Annotated in this window: 13 protein-coding genes; all 13 read right to left on the bottom strand. The window is 67.6% G+C overall.

All coding sequences use genetic code 11. The features are described 5' to 3' along the window. Positions 1 to 165: 165 nt before the first annotated feature. Entirely contained in the window at positions 166 to 555 is a 390-nt protein-coding gene (locus BC102111_RS02835) for a universal stress protein (RefSeq protein WP_063250040.1), read from the bottom strand. A 193-nt stretch (positions 556 to 748) separates the two neighbouring features. Beyond that, a complete protein-coding gene (locus BC102111_RS02830) occupies positions 749 to 2,179 on the bottom strand; it encodes an APC family permease (RefSeq protein WP_095376223.1) in 1,431 nt (476 codons plus the stop codon). A 383-nt stretch (positions 2,180 to 2,562) separates the two neighbouring features. Then, entirely contained in the window at positions 2,563 to 3,624 is a 1,062-nt protein-coding gene (locus BC102111_RS02825; RefSeq protein ID WP_101623526.1) for a dipeptidase, read from the bottom strand. Positions 3,625 to 3,801: 177 nt separating this feature from the next. Beyond that, complete coding sequence (locus tag BC102111_RS02820; protein WP_101623623.1) at positions 3,802 to 4,713, bottom strand: serine hydrolase; 912 nt, start codon at positions 4,711 to 4,713, stop codon at positions 3,802 to 3,804. A gap of 118 nt (positions 4,714 to 4,831) precedes the next feature. Further along, positions 4,832 to 5,947 carry a S66 peptidase family protein gene (locus tag BC102111_RS02815; RefSeq protein WP_101623525.1) on the bottom strand — a complete coding sequence of 372 codons (1,116 nt, stop codon included), beginning with the start codon at positions 5,945 to 5,947 and terminating at the stop codon, positions 4,832 to 4,834. After that, positions 5,944 to 6,216 carry a hypothetical protein gene (locus tag BC102111_RS17865; RefSeq protein WP_101623524.1) on the bottom strand — a complete coding sequence of 91 codons (273 nt, stop codon included), beginning with the start codon at positions 6,214 to 6,216 and terminating at the stop codon, positions 5,944 to 5,946. Before BC102111_RS17865 ends, BC102111_RS02815 begins: the two co-directional genes overlap by 4 nt. Before the next feature lie 174 nt (positions 6,217 to 6,390). Further along, complete coding sequence (locus BC102111_RS02805; RefSeq protein WP_101623523.1) at positions 6,391 to 7,461, bottom strand: ABC transporter ATP-binding protein; 1,071 nt, start codon at positions 7,459 to 7,461, stop codon at positions 6,391 to 6,393. A gap of 12 nt (positions 7,462 to 7,473) precedes the next feature. Beyond that, positions 7,474 to 9,201, bottom strand: a complete 1,728-nt coding sequence (locus BC102111_RS02800) for a glycoside hydrolase family 13 protein (protein ID WP_101623522.1) — start codon at positions 9,199 to 9,201, stop codon at positions 7,474 to 7,476. A 129-nt stretch (positions 9,202 to 9,330) separates the two neighbouring features. After that, positions 9,331 to 10,242, bottom strand: a complete 912-nt coding sequence (locus tag BC102111_RS02795) for a carbohydrate ABC transporter permease (protein ID WP_101623521.1) — start codon at positions 10,240 to 10,242, stop codon at positions 9,331 to 9,333. Next, complete coding sequence (locus BC102111_RS02790) at positions 10,242 to 11,147, bottom strand: carbohydrate ABC transporter permease (RefSeq protein WP_101623520.1); 906 nt, start codon at positions 11,145 to 11,147, stop codon at positions 10,242 to 10,244. The genes BC102111_RS02795 and BC102111_RS02790 overlap by 1 nt, the downstream gene beginning before the upstream one ends. 25 nt (positions 11,148 to 11,172) lie before the next feature. Continuing rightward, positions 11,173 to 12,423 carry an ABC transporter substrate-binding protein gene (locus BC102111_RS02785; RefSeq protein WP_232252505.1) on the bottom strand — a complete coding sequence of 417 codons (1,251 nt, stop codon included), beginning with the start codon at positions 12,421 to 12,423 and terminating at the stop codon, positions 11,173 to 11,175. 195 nt (positions 12,424 to 12,618) lie between these two features. After that, on the bottom strand, positions 12,619 to 13,827 hold the full coding sequence (locus BC102111_RS02780; protein WP_101623518.1) for an ROK family transcriptional regulator: 1,209 nt from the start codon (positions 13,825 to 13,827) through the stop codon (positions 12,619 to 12,621). Between the two features lie 100 nt (positions 13,828 to 13,927). After that, positions 13,928 to 15,391 (bottom strand): type III PLP-dependent enzyme domain-containing protein, encoded by a 1,464-nt coding sequence (locus tag BC102111_RS02775; RefSeq protein WP_101623517.1) that lies wholly within the window; start codon positions 15,389 to 15,391, stop codon positions 13,928 to 13,930. Positions 15,392 to 15,442 lie beyond the last annotated feature (51 nt).

Below are 15,442 nucleotides of genomic sequence, written 5' to 3'. Positions count from 1 at the left end.
CCCAACCGCTCACCGTCGGCGCGGCGCGCCCGCCTCGACGACGAATTGCCGGGACCGACTGGACCCACGGCACCGTCGGCGCGGCGCCAGCCCCGTCGCCGGTCCGCACCGCCGCCGACACACACTGCCTCAGCCGGCGCCCGGTCAGCGCCGCCTCAACCGATGTCAGTGTGCGGCTTTGACGCAGAGCACCGGGCTCTCCGCGTCGAGGATGACCTTCTGGATCGTCGACCCGAGGAGGAACTTGCCCACCGGGGTCCGCTTCCGGGTGCCGAGCACGATGAGGTCGGCCCCCACCTCGGCGGCGGTATCGAGGATCTGCTCAGCGGGATCGAGCTCACTCCCGGGAGTGAGCACCTCCCCCTTGACCCCCGCACGGGACAGCTGTTCGCGCACGGAACGGACCTCAGCCTCGGCGAGGCGGTGGGAATCCCTCCGCGGATGCGAGGCGTTGACGACGACGATGTCGCTGTCGCTCTTCTGCGCCTCCCTGATCCCGGTGTCGAGGGCCGCGTGGCCGGCCGGGGTGTTGACGTAGCCCACGATGATGGTCATCTGTTCACCTTCGCATTCTCATCTCGGTCGCCCGTTTCGTATGGGCGGGACTCTCTCACTCTCTGCACCTGGCTCGTGCGGGTGCGTTCGTCACCGGCCGGCCATACGGTGTCACCGGCCGGCCATACGGTGTCGCCGGCCGGCCATTCAGTGTCACCGGCCGGCCACGCGGTGTCACCGGCCGACCTTGCGGTCACGAGAGTTCCTCGGGGTGGCGGAAGCGGGTGCTCGACCCGCGCACCGACCGGTTCCACAGCCACGTCACGGCCCAGAGCACCACGCCGATGCCGATGAGCGCGATCGCGATCTGGTACTGGATGAGGTCGTCGAGGCGGGCCCACGGACCGACGAGGAACGCACACGTGAACACGCCGATCCACGGCAGCACGGTCGGCGTGCGGAAGTGCTTGTGGTCGACCGTCTGCCGGCGGAGGATGAGCACCGCGACGTTGACGACGGCGAAGACCGCGAGCAGCAGCAGCGAGGTGGTTCCGCCCAGGGACGCCGTGACGGATTCGGGCAGGATCGTCGTCACCGCGATGATGAGCGCGAACGCGATGAGCGTGGTGAAGATGATCGAGACCCAAGGGGAACGCCGGTTCCTCAGCACCTTCGCGAAGACCGGCGGCAGCACGTTCTGCTTCGCCATGCCGTAGAGGAGGCGGCTGGCCATGAGCATGTTGATGAGCGCGGAGTTCGCGACGGCGAACATCGTCATGAACGGGAAGATCGCATCGATCGGGACCCCCGGCGCACCGGCGCGGACGACGTCGAGCAGGGGCGTCTCACTCTCGGCGAGCTGGCCGATCGGCACCGCGGCGACCGCAACGATCGAGACGAGCACATAGATGATGCCGGTGATCGAGAGACCCGTGAGCATGATCTTCGGGAAGATCTGCGGATCCTTGGTCTCCTCGACCATGTTCACCGAGTCCTCGAAGCCGACCATCGAGAAGAAGGCGAGCGCCGTGGCACCCGTGATCGCGAGGAACACGCTCTTGTCATCGGCGGTCTCGAAGATGACGACGCGGGAGAAGTCCGCACTGCCCGAGCCGAGGGCGAAGAACCCGACGAGGATGACGAGGAGGAGACCGGTGAGCTCGACGAGGGTGAGGACGACGTTGAACCACACGCTCTCGGCGACCCCGCGGAGGTTGATCGCCGCGACGATGGCGAGGAATCCCAACGCGATCCACATGACCCCGCTGCCGGGAAGATCCCAGCCGAAGCCGGCGACCATGTTCGCGGCGAAGACGTTTGACGCCGTCGACGCCGAGGTGATGCCCGAGCTGAGCACGGCGAACGCGACGAGGAAGGTGATGAAGTGGATCCCGAACGCCTTGTGCGCGTAGAGCGCGGCCCCAGCCGCCCGCGGATACTTCGTCACGAGCTCCATGTACGAGCACGCGGTGATCATCGCGACCGCGAACGCAAGGATGACCGGTGCCCATCCGGCACCGCCGACCTGACCGGCGACCTTGCCCGTCAGCGCATAGACGCCGGTGCCGAGGATGTCGCCGACGATGAAGAGCAGGAGCAGCTTCGGGCCCATGACCCGTTTGAGGGTCTCCGGCTGCCCCTGACCTGTGGATCCCTCCACTGTCGTGTTCTCACTCTGACTCACGATTCCTCCGTACTCGATTCGACGACATTGTCCCAACCGCGGCCGTCCGCTCGGCGAACGGCTGCGCGATCGATCGCGCGGCCAGCATCATATCCCACCGTTCGACTCCTCGTCGGGCCATCGGTCGGCGCCTCCCGCCGAGGTGGTCCTCCGTCGGCGTGTGCGTCTCCCGCAGGGGCATGTCCCCATTCAACCCCAGATCAGTAAGGTTGTCGGCGTTCGGGGGCGATATATTCTCCGCCGTCTCGGCTAGGTTCGCCGACGCCACCTCGGGGAGGGCGGGGTCCGATGAGGGACTGCGACGGCCGGAGCCTCTGCGGTCAGTGGTCGGTCGTCGGTTCGGCGTGGTCTGAGGCCCGTCCTCGACGGGCAGGCCCAAGGGGTCAGCCCTCGCCGAGGAAGTCCACGTACGCGTCCTCGTGCGCCTCGAGCACCCGCATGACGTTGTCGAAACCGAGCTTGCGCAGATCGGACTCCGACCAGCCTCGGCGGGAGAGCTCGGCGAAGAGGTTCGGGTACTGGCCGGCGTCGCCGAGCCCGATCGGCAGCTCGTCGACGCCGCAGATGTCACCGCCGAGGCCGACGTGGTCGATGCCGATCCGCTCGCGCACGTAGTCGCAGTGGTCGGCGACGTCAGTCACGGTCACCTCGGGGGCGGTGCCCTTCTCCCCCGACTCCGACCAGTCCCAGCGGTCGCGGGAGAGGAACGAGGGCACGAACGTCATCATCGCCACTCCGCCGTTCGCGGGCAGCCGGTCGAGGACGTCGTCGGGGATGTTGCGCGGGTGCGGGTTGAGGGCATGGGCGCACGAATGGCTGAAGATCACGGGCAGGGTGGTCAGCTCGAGGGACTGGTGCATGACGCTCGGCGCGACGTGGGAGAGGTCGACGATCATGCCGATCCGGTTCATCTCGGCCACGACCTCACGCCCGAACGCACTCAGTCCGTCGTGCTGGGGCGCGTCGGTCGCCGAGTCCGCCCACGAATGCGTCGTCGACCAGGTCAGCGTCATATACCGGGCTCCGGCGCGGGCGTACGAGCGCAGCATGGCGAGGGACTCGTCGATCTGTTGGCCGCCCTCGACTCCCATGAGCGAGGCGACGCGTCCGGCGTCCCGGGCCGCGACCACCTCGGCGGCGGTGCGGGTGAACATCAGGCGTTCCGGGTAGGCGGCGACGAAGCGGCGGACCGCGTCGATCTGCTCCCAGGTCGCGACGACCGCCTCGGCGCCGGTGATGGACGAGTGGACGTACACCGACCAGAACTGAGCGGCGACATGTCCGTCGCGGAGCTGGTCCATCGTCGTGAACGGCGAGACCTGCGGGTCGTTGAGCCCCTCGACGCTGTAGTCGCGCTCCTCGCGCAGCCACCACGCGAGGTCGTTGTGGCCGTCGAAGACGTCGATGGCTGGTGGGGTTGTGTCGGGGGAGGTCGTGTCGGTCATGGGAGTCCTTTCGTGGGGTAGGAGTGTGTGGAAGTGTGTCGGGGCGGTCAACGGTCGATTCGGCGCTCGATCCACGCGGAGCCGGATTTCCGCGTCGCCCCGGACGCGGAAATCTTGCTGCGCGTGGATCGGCGCTGCGTGGAGGCCCGACGACTCCGGCGTCGCGTGGAGCGGGAGTCACAGGAATCGGTGGATCGCCTCCCCGGCCTCGCGCATGAGCGGCACGACCTCGACGACGCGGTCCGTGCCCTGCTCCCAGTTCGCGAACACCGCATAGGCGACCCGGCGCCGAGGTGTCATGACGATCCCCGCATCCGCGCGGATCGAGCTGTCCGTCCCTGTCTTGTTCCACACCCAGACGTCACGCTGATAGTTGTAGTGGGCGAGCGGATCGAGGTCGAACGCCGAGGCGACCATCGACGTGTCCGCGCCGGCTCCCAGCCAGCGGCGGAAGATCTCGTTCGTCGACTCGTCCCAGAACTCGTCACGCGCGTGTCGGGCCATGAAGTCACTGAGCTCGGAGGCCGTGCCCGTCGACAGCGTCCGCGGCGCCTTCGCCGGACGCGGCCAGCGGAGGAAATCGTGCAGCCCGGAACTCCGGTAGCCGAGCTTCTCGACCTGCGCAGCGACTCTGTCGAGACCGACCCTGCGGATGAGGACGTTCGTCGCGAAGTTATCGCTGAACGCGCCGATGAGGACGGCGACGTCGTAGACGCTCAGGCTGTCCTGCTCCATGAGGTACCAGATCCCGGATTCGTCGACGCGTTCCGAGGGACGACGCTGCAGCTGCTCACCGAGGTCGAGGGTCCCGTCGACCATCATCTGCAGGGTCGTGTGGAGGAGGAAGACCTTGCCCATGCTTGCGGTGTCGAACTCGTCGTCGGCGTTGTGCTCGAAGACCCGTTCGCCGGTGTCGACATCGAAGGCGAGGGCGCTGAAGCGCACCCCGGCCAGGCGGGTGAAGTCGATGGGTTCGGCAGTCGACCGGTCTGAGAGAACCGCGGTCTCGGAAGTGCTGCGTTCGATCGGAGCACCGCCGACAGGGGTGGTGCTTGCGTCATCGGCCTGTGCCCGGCGGTCGTTCGTCATCGTCGGCTCCTCGCTCTGTCTGTCTCCGCGGTCGTGTTCTCTTCCCTTCGCGTCCATGCCTGCTCTTCCCAGTGTGTCTGGGTGCTCACTGCCCTCGACCGGCACGGGTTCGTACTCCTCACCCGCACACCCACAGCCGGGGTCGCTCTCCGGCAGGCGCCTCAAGGCGCACGTCGACGCCGAGAGGAGTGCTCGGGGCATCGGGATCGTGCCCGAAGCCCAGTTCCGAGACGATCGGGATCCCGGCACCTCGGAGGAAGTCGAGCACGAGGTCCTCCAGCTCGGCGACCGGGGCACAGTCAATCCACGATCCGAGGACGACGGCATCCGCCGCGGCGAACCATCCCGCGCGCACGAGTTGGAGGAGGAGGTTGTCGAGCCGGTACAGCTCCTCGTCGACATCCTCGAGCATCGCGATCTGCGGCCCGCGCTCTGCGCGCCGCTCCCGCAGCTCTGAGAACTCGGGACTGCCGAGGCCCGCGGCGACGAGGCTGAGGTTGCCGCCGACGAGTCGCCCGATCGCGGTGCCCGGCACGAGCGTTCGCGCCCGGCTCACCGGGGGCGCAGGGTCCCGGGGCTCCGAGCGGCGTTCCTTCGTGTGGCGTCGGCGCTTTGAGGACGCGGAGTGTCGATCTCTGGGCTCCGAATCGACACTCAGCGTCCTGGATCTCCAACGTGAGTCGTCACTGGAGCGATCACCGTCCGGGAACCCGAGTTCGCGACCGCCCCAGGGCTCGAAGAGCCACGAGGCCACCTCGTCGGCGACGACGGCGGAGTCGCGGAACGGACTGTTCCCGGGCATGGGGCAGAAGAGGGTCGCGAGGCCGAGGTGGTGATCCCACGCCTGGTGGAGCGCGGTGACGTCGGAGGACCCGGCGAGCAGCTTCGGACGCCCGTCTGCGCGGAGCCTGTGCCTGCGCAGAAGATCGAAGTCGAGCCCGTCGATGAGCCGCATCGCTCCGTACCCGCCGCGCAGGGCGATGACCGCATCCGTGTTCGGGTCGCACCACGCGTCGACGAGGTCGGCACGGCGCTGAGCGTCGGTTCCGGCGAGGTAGCTCACCCGCGGGTGGCGGGCTCGGACATGCTCACCGGGGACGACGTTGAGACCCCAGGCTTCGAGTCGGGAGATCGCGCGCTGCAGCGAGTCCTCGTCCGCTGGTCCCGACGGTGCGATGAGACGCACGTTGTCGCCCGGGACCAGCGGCGCAGTGTCGAGGTACGGACTCCTCATGCGGCCTCGGCTCCCGCATGATCGGAAGGGCGCTGCCTAGCGACCTCAGGAGCGGCGACTCTCTGTACTGCGACGTGCGGCGCGGCGACCTCCGGCGCGGCGAGGAGCTCGCACATCCAGGCGGGGACTTCACGGGCGTAGACGAGGACTCCGTCCGCGGAGGCGGGGAGCTCTCGCGCAAAGACGACGAGTTTTCGCTCGGACGCATGCTGAGGGCCGGAGCGGACCAAATCGACGGGTCCGCGTTCGACGTTCTCTCCCTGCTCCATCACCGCCACCGTATCAGCGATGCTCCTAGCCAGCCCCGCGTCGTGGGCGAGAATGCACGCTCAACCGGAGCTTCCTATCGAGCGGCAGACAGCGAAGTGGCACCCCAGCGAAGACGGGCACCCCAGCGAAGACGGGCATCCAGCGAAGACACGCTCCTAGAGGAGGATGCGCTCCTAGAGTCTGATCCCCGTTTCCGCATCGAAGAGGTGGATCCTCTCGGGGTCCGGATGGGCACGGACGGTCTCGCCTTTACTGGGAGCACTCTCCGTGGGCACGCGGACGACGACCAACTCCGCCTCCGGCGCATCGACGAGCCGACCGTGGACGAACGTGTCCGCACCGAGCACCTCCACGAGTTCCACCCGCAGCCGCACGCCGTGCTCGCCCAGCCGAAGGTCCTCCGGCCGGATCCCCACCGTGATCGTGTTCCCGGAAGACGCTCTGAGCGCTGTCCTGGGAACCGGGATGATCGCATCACCGAAGACGGCCCCGGACTCCATCTTCTCCGCTTCCACGAGATTCATCGCAGGTGAGCCGATGAACCCTGCGACGAAGACATTCGCCGGTCGCGAGTACATCACGGACGGCGAGTCGACCTGCTGCAGGTGACCGTCCTTGAGGACCGCGATCCTGTCGCCCATCGTCAGCGCCTCCGTCTGGTCATGGGTGACGTAGACAGTGGTGACGCCGAGGCGCGACTGCAGCGACGCGATCTGCGAGCGCATCTGCACGCGCAGTTTCGCATCGAGGTTCGACAGCGGCTCATCCATGAGGAACACCCGCGGCTCTCGCACGATAGCCCGTCCCATCGCCACCCTCTGCCGCTGTCCGCCCGAGAGCGCCTTGGGCTTCCGGTCGAGGTACTCGCCGAGGTCGAGCAGCTCCGCGGCATCGCGGACGCGGGCTCGGCGCTGGGCCGCGGGGACACCGGCGATCTTCAGCGCGAAGCCCATGTTGTCGCCGACGCTCATGTGGGGATAGAGCGCGTAGTTCTGGAACACCATGGCGATGTCCCTCTCGTTGGGCGGGACGTCGGTGATGTCCCGGTCGCCGATGAGGATCCGCCCGTCGCTGACCTCTTCGAGGCCCGCGAGCATCCGCAGACTCGTCGACTTCCCACAGCCGGAGGGACCGACCAGGACGACGAACTCGCCGTCCTCGACGTGGAGGTCGAGTCCGTCGACCGCCGGCTTCCTGCCGGGCTGATAGACCCGGCTCGCACTGTCATAGGTCACTGTCGCCATGGTGATCGCCCTTCAAGCTCTCGTGTTCTTGCCGGTGTCCGAGGTCCGCAGCTCCTCGCCGGTTTCCGGTGTCCGCAGCCACACGGTGACAGCTCCGGGGAGCGTGCCGTCGCCGGGCAGCGCTTCGCTCGAGAGCAGAACCTCGCCGTCCGGGAGCGGCACCGGCTGCGCTCCGAAGTTCGTCACGCTGACCCAGCCGCCCGGCCGACGGAATCCGACGACCTGGTCACCGAGTTCGAGCCAGTCGAGCTGCTCGCTGCCCGTCAGCTCCCTGCGCAGTCGCAGCGCATGGCGGTAGAGCCACAGAGTCGAGGACGGATCGCTCTCCTCGCGTTCGACGGAATGATCGGCGAACCACCCCGGCTGGGGCAGATGCGGCGAGACGGATCCAAAGCCGAAGGCGGGGCCCTCGGACGTCCACGGCAGCGGCACTCTGCACCCGTCGCGACCGAGCTCGACTCCGCGGCTGCGGAAGAAGGTCGGGTCCTGTCGTGCGTCGTCGGCGATATCGGGCACCTCGTGCAGTCCCAGCTCCTCGCCCTGATAGAGGTAGGCCGAACCCGGAAGGGCGAGCTGCAGCAGCGTGGCCGCACGTGCCCTGCGCAGACCCAGAACGGCGTCGAGCTCGGGGGCGGTTCCTCCGGAGAGCAACCACTCCTTCCCCATGCGCTCGCTGTCCCCGGAGACCGGCAGACCGTAGCGAGTGGCATGGCGGACGACGTCGTGGTTGGAAAACACCCAGGTGGTCGACGATCCCGAAGCGGCCGCCAGTTCGAGGTTCGACGTGATCACGCTCCGGAACACCTGCGGGTCGAAATCCGCGCGCAGCAGATCGAAGCTGAACGCCTGACCCAGGCCGTCCTCACCGGCATAGCGAGCCCTCCTGCCGGGGTCCACCCACGCCTCGGCGACTCCGATCAGAGGCGGATCGTAGCTGCGGAAGAGCCGCCGCCATTCCGCATAGATGTCGTGGACGTCGTCTCGGTCCCAGAGCGGATGCTGTCCGTCGTGGGGCAGGGCGTCGAGTTCGGCCTGAGTCGGCAGAGGCGTCCCTTCCGGCGGGAGGTCCTTGGCCAGACCATGGGCGACGTCCACGCGGAAGCCGTCGACTCCGCGGTCCGCCCAGAATCGCAGGGTGTCGAGGAAGTCCGCGCGCACGTCCGGACTGTTCCAGTCGAGGTCGGGCTGCTCGGGGGCGAAGTTGTGAAGATACCACTGGCCGTCGCCCACAGGCTCCCACGCGGATCCCCCGAAGATCGACGTCCAGTCGGACGGGGGCAGCTCACCGTTCTCTCCGCGCCCGTCCCTGAAGAGGTAGCGGTCGCGCTCCGGGGAGCCTTTGCCTGCGGCGAGCGCCGCCCTGAACCATTCGTGCCTGTCGGAGGTGTGGTTGGGCACGATGTCGACGATGATGCGGATTCCTGCCTCATGCAGGGCCGCGGTGAGGGCATCGAAGTCGGCGAGCGTGCCGAGTCGCGGGTCGACATCGCGATAGTCATCGACGTCGTATCCGCCGTCTGCGAGCGCAGAGGGGTAGAACGGGCTGAGCCAGACCGCGTCGATGCCCAGGGCGCTGAGGTAGGGCACCTTCTCGATGATCCCGACGAGATCGCCGATGCCGTTCGCGTCGGAGTCGGCGAAGCTGCGCGGGTAGATCTGGTAGACGGCGGCCTGCCGCCACCAGTCGTTATCGGCGAGGAGCGCGGTCGGTCGCGCGTGCGATTCTGATGTCTGGAGCATGGTGGGATTCGTGTCCTTTTCGTACCGGAGACGGGGTCTGGGGTCAGGCTGCGATCGTGGAGGGCTCCTCGCTGGAGCATCCGGACGGGCCGCGCTCGGCAGGCGGCGGCCGGGGGCGACGAGTTCTGATCACTTCACAGCTCCCTGCGTCACCCCGGACATCACCCAGCGCTGGGTGAAGAGGTAGACGATGACCGCCGGTGCCATCGCCATGAGGTAGGAGGAGAAGGCGACGTGGTAGTTGTTGCTGAACTGGGTCTGGAAGATCGACTGCACGACCGGAAGGGTCTGCAGACTCGGGTCGGCGATGATGAGGGAGGGCATCATGAAGTCGTTCCACGATGCGAGGAACGAGAAGATGCCGACGGTCGCGCTCATCGGCGCCAGGAGCGGGAAGACGATCCGCCAGAAGACCTGAGCCGTCGACGCCCCGTCGAGGCGGGCACTCTCCTCGAGCTCCTCCGGCAGACCCCGCAGGAACGCCGTGTAGAGCATGACGGAGAACGACAGCTGGAACAGGATGTGGAGGATGGCCACTCCGAAGGGGTTCGCGAGGCCGACCATGCCGCTCAGCTTCACCTGGGACAGCGCGAGGACCGGGAAGGGCAGGAACATCGCGGCCAGCAGGTAGAAGAACGACCAGCGGAAGACTCGGCGGTGCCAGTTCCGCGAGATCGCATACGCCGCCATGGAACTCAGAAGGATGGTTCCCACCACGGTGACTGTCGTGACGAACACGGAGATGGCGAAGGCCCGCGGGAAGTTCGTCAGCGACCAGGCCTCGATGATGCCTTCGAGACTCGGCGGAGCCGGCAGCGCGAAGGCCTCTCCGTCGACCGCCTGGGATCCCGACTTCAGCGCCATGGAGACGGTGACATAGAGGGGCACCAGCACCGTCAGCGAACACGCAGCGAGCAGCAGGGTGAGACCGAACCCCCGACGACGCCGGCGTCGCGTTCCCGCCTTGGTGCGGTTCACGTCGAGGCTGAGCGGTCGGGTCGGAGCGCTGGACCCGGGGATCACAGTGGGGGTTGCGGACATCAGGAGCCGGCCTTTCCGCGGGTGAGCCGCAGTTGGATGAGGGCGATGCCGACGGCGATGAGGAAGAAGACCACCGAGTTCGCCATCTGGTAGGCGTAGTCGCCGTTGTCGAAGCCGCGGAAGATCATCATCGCCACAGACCGGGTGGAGGTGCCCGGCCCACCGTCGGTGAGGCCGACGATGACGTCGTAGGAGTTGAGGAAGTTCTTGAACCCGATGACCACGTTGATGGCGATGTATCCGGCCATCAGCGGAAGCGTGATCGAGCGCAGTCGCGACCACGATGTCGCGCCGTCCAGCGCCGCCGCCTCGTAGATCTCCGCGGGGATGGAGACGAGCCCGGCGATGTAGATGAGCATGGCTGAGGGCACCGCCTGCCAGGCCGTGACGATGACGATCGAGACCCATGCGAGGTCCGGGTCGGTGAGGATGCTCTCCTCGAGGAACCCGATCCCCCAGGCCGACGCTGCGGCCGGAACGGTGCGGGAGAAGAGGAAGTTGAACACGAATGCGATGATGATCCCCGACAGCACCATCGGCAGGACGAACACCGCCCGCAGCGCATTCTTGGCACGGATCCGCGAGGTCAGGCCGATCGCCAGGAGCAGGGCGATGACGTTGACGAGGACCACGCTGACCACTGCGATGCCGATCGTGAAGCCGTACGCACCGAGGATGGCGGGATCGCTGAAGAGCACGGCGTAGTTGGTGAAGCCGACGAAGTTCCACTCCCCGAAGCCGATCGAGTCGGTGAAGCTGAAGAAGATGCCCATCACCGCGGGAACGGTGAGCGCCAGGCTGAAGGCGACCACCGCGGGCAGCAGGAAGAGGAGGTGGACGGCATCGGGGCCGCGTCTGCGACGGCGCGCTGGGCGTCGGTCTTCGGTCCGGGTGTCTGTGGTCATCGTGGTCCTCATCGTTGGGATCGGTTCATGACCGGCGGGCCAGTCTGGCCCAGTCGTTGTCGAGGGTCGTGAGAACTCCTTCGAGATCAGCGCCGAGCACGAGGCCCTGCATGTAGTTCTCGAACGGGATCGTGCGGGGAATGGCTGTGGACACCCCCTGGTAGAAGTCACCGCGGTCGACGAACGGCTGCATCTCCACTAGCCGCTCATCGGTGACCGGCGGTGCATCGTCGCGCACGCCGAAGCCGAGGTTCTCCGCGTTGTACGCGTCCTGAACCGCGGGGTCGAGCAGGTAGGAGGCGAGCTCCCGTGCCCCGACCGGGTTCTGTGCGGCTTCGGGGATCCAGAGCGCGAGGTCGATGTTGACGCGCACCCTGAGGTCGTCCCTGTCTTCGGTCATCGGCAGCGGGAAGGTCCCGATGTCGAGGTCGGGATCGGTCTTGGCGATCTCGCCGAGCGCCCACGGACCGTGCAGATACATGGCACCCTCCCCTCGGGCGAAGGCGAGGTTGCCGTCGCCGTATCCCAGACTCGCCGCGTTCGGATTCGAGTAGGAAGCGAGCTCGAGCATCTTCGACAGCGGTTCGTAGAAGTCCTTGCTGAAGGACACCGGGGCGGTCGGGCCGAGGTCGTCGCCCTGTTCCCGCAGCTGTGCGAAGAACTCGGCGACGTTGAGCCCGCCGCCGAGGCTGTAGTCGGCGAGTCCCTGCGACACGGTCCACGCATCGGCGTAGGTGCTGATGAGCGGCGTTACGCCGGCGTCCTGGAACGTTCCGCACGCGTCGAGCAGCTCGCTCCACGTGCCAGGGACCTCGACGTCATGCCGGTCGAACAGTTCACGGTTGTAGAGGACTGAGGCCGCCATGAGGGAATAGGGGATGACGCTGGTTCGCCCGGGGTAGACGGGGTACTGATCGACGAGGTCCTGGACTCTCGGCGCCACGGCTGCCGCCTCGGGAAGGTCGGAGAGGTCCGAGAGCGCTCCGCGCTCCTGGAAGCGCGCCATCTCGAAGTTGTAGTTAAGACATCCGAGGTCGGGCGGCGCCCCGCGGGCGAAGCCCCCAGAGAGGTTGGACGCGGTGTCGTGGACGGCACGGGGACCGGTGCCATCGGCGTTGAAGACGCGGACGAGTTCGCGGAAATAGGGGATGGCCTCGGGCTTCGACTGGTAGAGCGTGACGTCCGACCGGATGGTCGAACCGTCGGAGCATCCACTCAGCGACAGCAGGGTGCCTGCTGCGGCGGTGGCGAGAAAGCCGCGTCGCGTTGCGCTCACACGCTGAGGATCGGCCGGTGATCGGGACACGTCGTTGTCTCCTGATGGTCAGATGCTTAGTGCTGTTTCTATAGCGCTTAAATATACCGCCTCAATTAATTAAATCAAGGGGTCTCACTTAACAATCAGGAGAACTCGGAACACGCAGCGGACGCTGAAAAGCAGGAGGTTCCCGAAGCAAGGGCCGTCCGGCACTCAGTCGGCGAGTCGTGCGCGCAGGGTCTCGCGGACGGCTTCGAGCGCGACGACGATGGCTCCCTCCACCACGGCGTCGGTGCCCAGCGCTGAGGGGATGATCCGCACCGGCATCGGCGCGTAGTCCCCCACCCGCTCCTCTGCCCGCCGCAGCAGGACCTCGTCTTCGAGCGCCGTGGCCCCACTGATGACCACCACCTGCGGGTTGAGCAGGCTCGACAGTGTCGCGACGACCCGTGCCAGTCGGTCGGACAGATCATCGACGAGGCGCAGCGCCGCCGGTCGGCCTTCCGCGGCCTGCGCGATGAGTTCGTGGGGGTCCAGGGGCAGCGGTGCGTCGTCGGACAGTTCGACATTCGCCTGCTCGGCCCATGTCCGGGCGAGCCGACCCAGCCCTTCGGTCGAGCGCACGCCCTCGACGTGCTCGAGGTAGACCATCTCGCCGGCTCCGCCGCGGGCGCCGGTGAGCAGGTGCCCTCCGTCGACGATGCCTGCGCCGAACCGCTCTCCGGCCAGGAGCACGACGAAGTCGCCGGCGGGATGGACAGTGCCGGCGTCGCGTTCGGCGATCGCCGCGAGGTTGGCGTCGTTGTGGACCGCGACCGCCCAATCGAGGTCGCGCAGCACTTCCTTGAGGTCGACTTCGACTTCACGCCAGAACGGGTCCTCCATCGCCATCGACCCCTCGGCGGCGATCGGCGCGGCGAATCCGAAGCAGACAGTCCGCACCTGCTCGTGGTCCGCCTCCGCCGCGGCAAGCGCCTCATCGATAGCGGCGCGCACCTGCACCGCGCGACTCCGGGACAAGTCGTCGGCGAAGCGGATGCGGGCTCCGCCCAGGCGGCGGCCGGTCACATCGGCCACGGCCACAGTCGCCGAATTCAGACCCGCGTCGACCCCGACGCAGAGGGCGTCGCGCGACCGCGGGAAGAATCGCTTGCCGGGACGGCCGGCGCCGCTTTGCCTGTCGGGCGGTCCCTGAACGATGAGGCCGCGCCGCTGCAGGTCGTCGCACTGGGCGAGCACCGTGGCTCGCGTGAGTCCGGTCTGGGAGATGAGCTCGTTCGTCGACAGTCCTTCGAGCGGGTCGCCGGCCCAGAGTCGGTCGAGCACGAGGCGTTCGTTCCACTCGCGCACGGTGTGCCGCGGCCCTTCTTCCGCCGCGGCGAACCGATGTCCGAGCGGCTGCCCTCTCTCCGTCGTCACCATCACCTCAGAGTAACCGGTCGCGAGACGATGGACGGCCGGGCGCCCGCCGATGTCGACCTCCGCCCGGCTGGGATCGCGCGGTGAAGGGGTGCCGAGCGGATCAGAGCGGCTCGATCTTCGGTTCTCCCGCCTCGGCGAGGATCTCCGCAATCGTCTGTCCGCGCCGGATGAGGAAGAAGTCGACCCTCTCGCCGAGGTTGTCCGACCCGAGGCCGCTCGCATCGGTCTCGGACGACGTCCGATACCCGTACACGGGCACCCGCGGAAGGAGGTTGTAGGAGAACGGATTCGAGAAGTAGTACGCCCCGGTGTCGGGGACGACGATGAGGTCGCCGGCGTCGAGCCGCGGCAGGAGGCGATCCTCGGCGAGGAGGTCGCCGGCGAAGCACGCCGGTCCGGCGACATCGGTGTGGACGAGTTCGGGCCCTTCGGCGTGACCGACGGACGTGGGCTTCGGCGTGCCGTCGGGCGCGAACGGGAGGATGCGCACGGGCCAGTCGGCGGGGGCATACGCGGTGCGGGTGGCCACCTGGACGCCCGCATGCGTGATGGCGATGCGCCGACCACCGGTCGTCTTCGCGTACTCGACGCGGGTGAGGATGCTGCCGGCCTTCGCCAGCAGCGAGCGACCGAACTCGGTGACGATGTCGAAGTCGAAGAGCTCGGGCACTCTCGCCTCGATCGCCGCACGGTAGTCCGCGAAGGTCGGGGTCACCTCGTCGCCGAAGAAATTCACCGGCAGACCGCCGCCGATGTCGATGCGCGTGACCTGTCGGGGGTCGGTGTCTCCGTGACGATCGCCCTCCCCGACGCTCTCGCCGGCATCCGCCGCGCGGGCATCCGCCGTGCCCGCGTTGATCTCGCGGGCGAGGTCGACGACCGCGGCGATCCCCTCAGCGGCCTGGTCGAGACCGATGCCCTGCGATCCCGAGTGGACATGGATCTGCGTCAGCCATGGACGGGCACGGTAGGCGTCGACGATCGCCTGACGTGCGCCGGGATCGGCGAGACCGATGCCGAACTTCGACGTCGATGTCGCCGTGCTCATCGCGCCGATCTCACCGATCCCCGACTGCGGATTGATGCGGATGCCGATGACCGACTCGGTGTCCGCGTCGACGAGACGGTCGAGGCGCTCGAGCTCCTCCCAGCTGTCGACGTTGATGGACACGCCCAGGCTGAGTGCGCGTCGAAGCTCGCTCTCCGTCTTCGCCGGCGAATCGAAGACGATCCGGTTCGGCGCGAACCCGGCGGTGAGCGCCGATTCGAGTTCTCCGGGGCTCGCCACCTCGCAGCCGGCACCGCTCTCGCCGTAGTACCGGAGCAGGGGGAGCAGGGGCACCGCCTTGCACGCCACCGCGTGGAGAACCTCCGTGTCGGTGTCGTACGCGGCCCTGAGCTCAGCGAACGCCTCGGCGACGTGGTCGAGGTCGATGAGTCCGAGCACCGGCTCACTGTCGGTGAGTGCGGGTACGGCGGCGGACTCGTGTGCGGCTGCGATGGCGGCGACTGCTCGTTCCCGACTCGCGGTGAGCTTCGTGCCTCTGCCTCGTCTCTCGTGCATTCCGTCCTTCGCGCTCGTACTGTCGTCGTTCGAGGAACCCGGTCCCGACAG

Source organism: Brevibacterium casei CIP 102111, from assembly GCF_900169275.1.
Lineage (GTDB): Bacteria > Actinomycetota > Actinomycetes > Actinomycetales > Brevibacteriaceae > Brevibacterium > Brevibacterium casei.
Note: the sequence above shows the minus strand (reverse complement) of the source record. Positions and strands in the feature narration are given on the sequence as shown.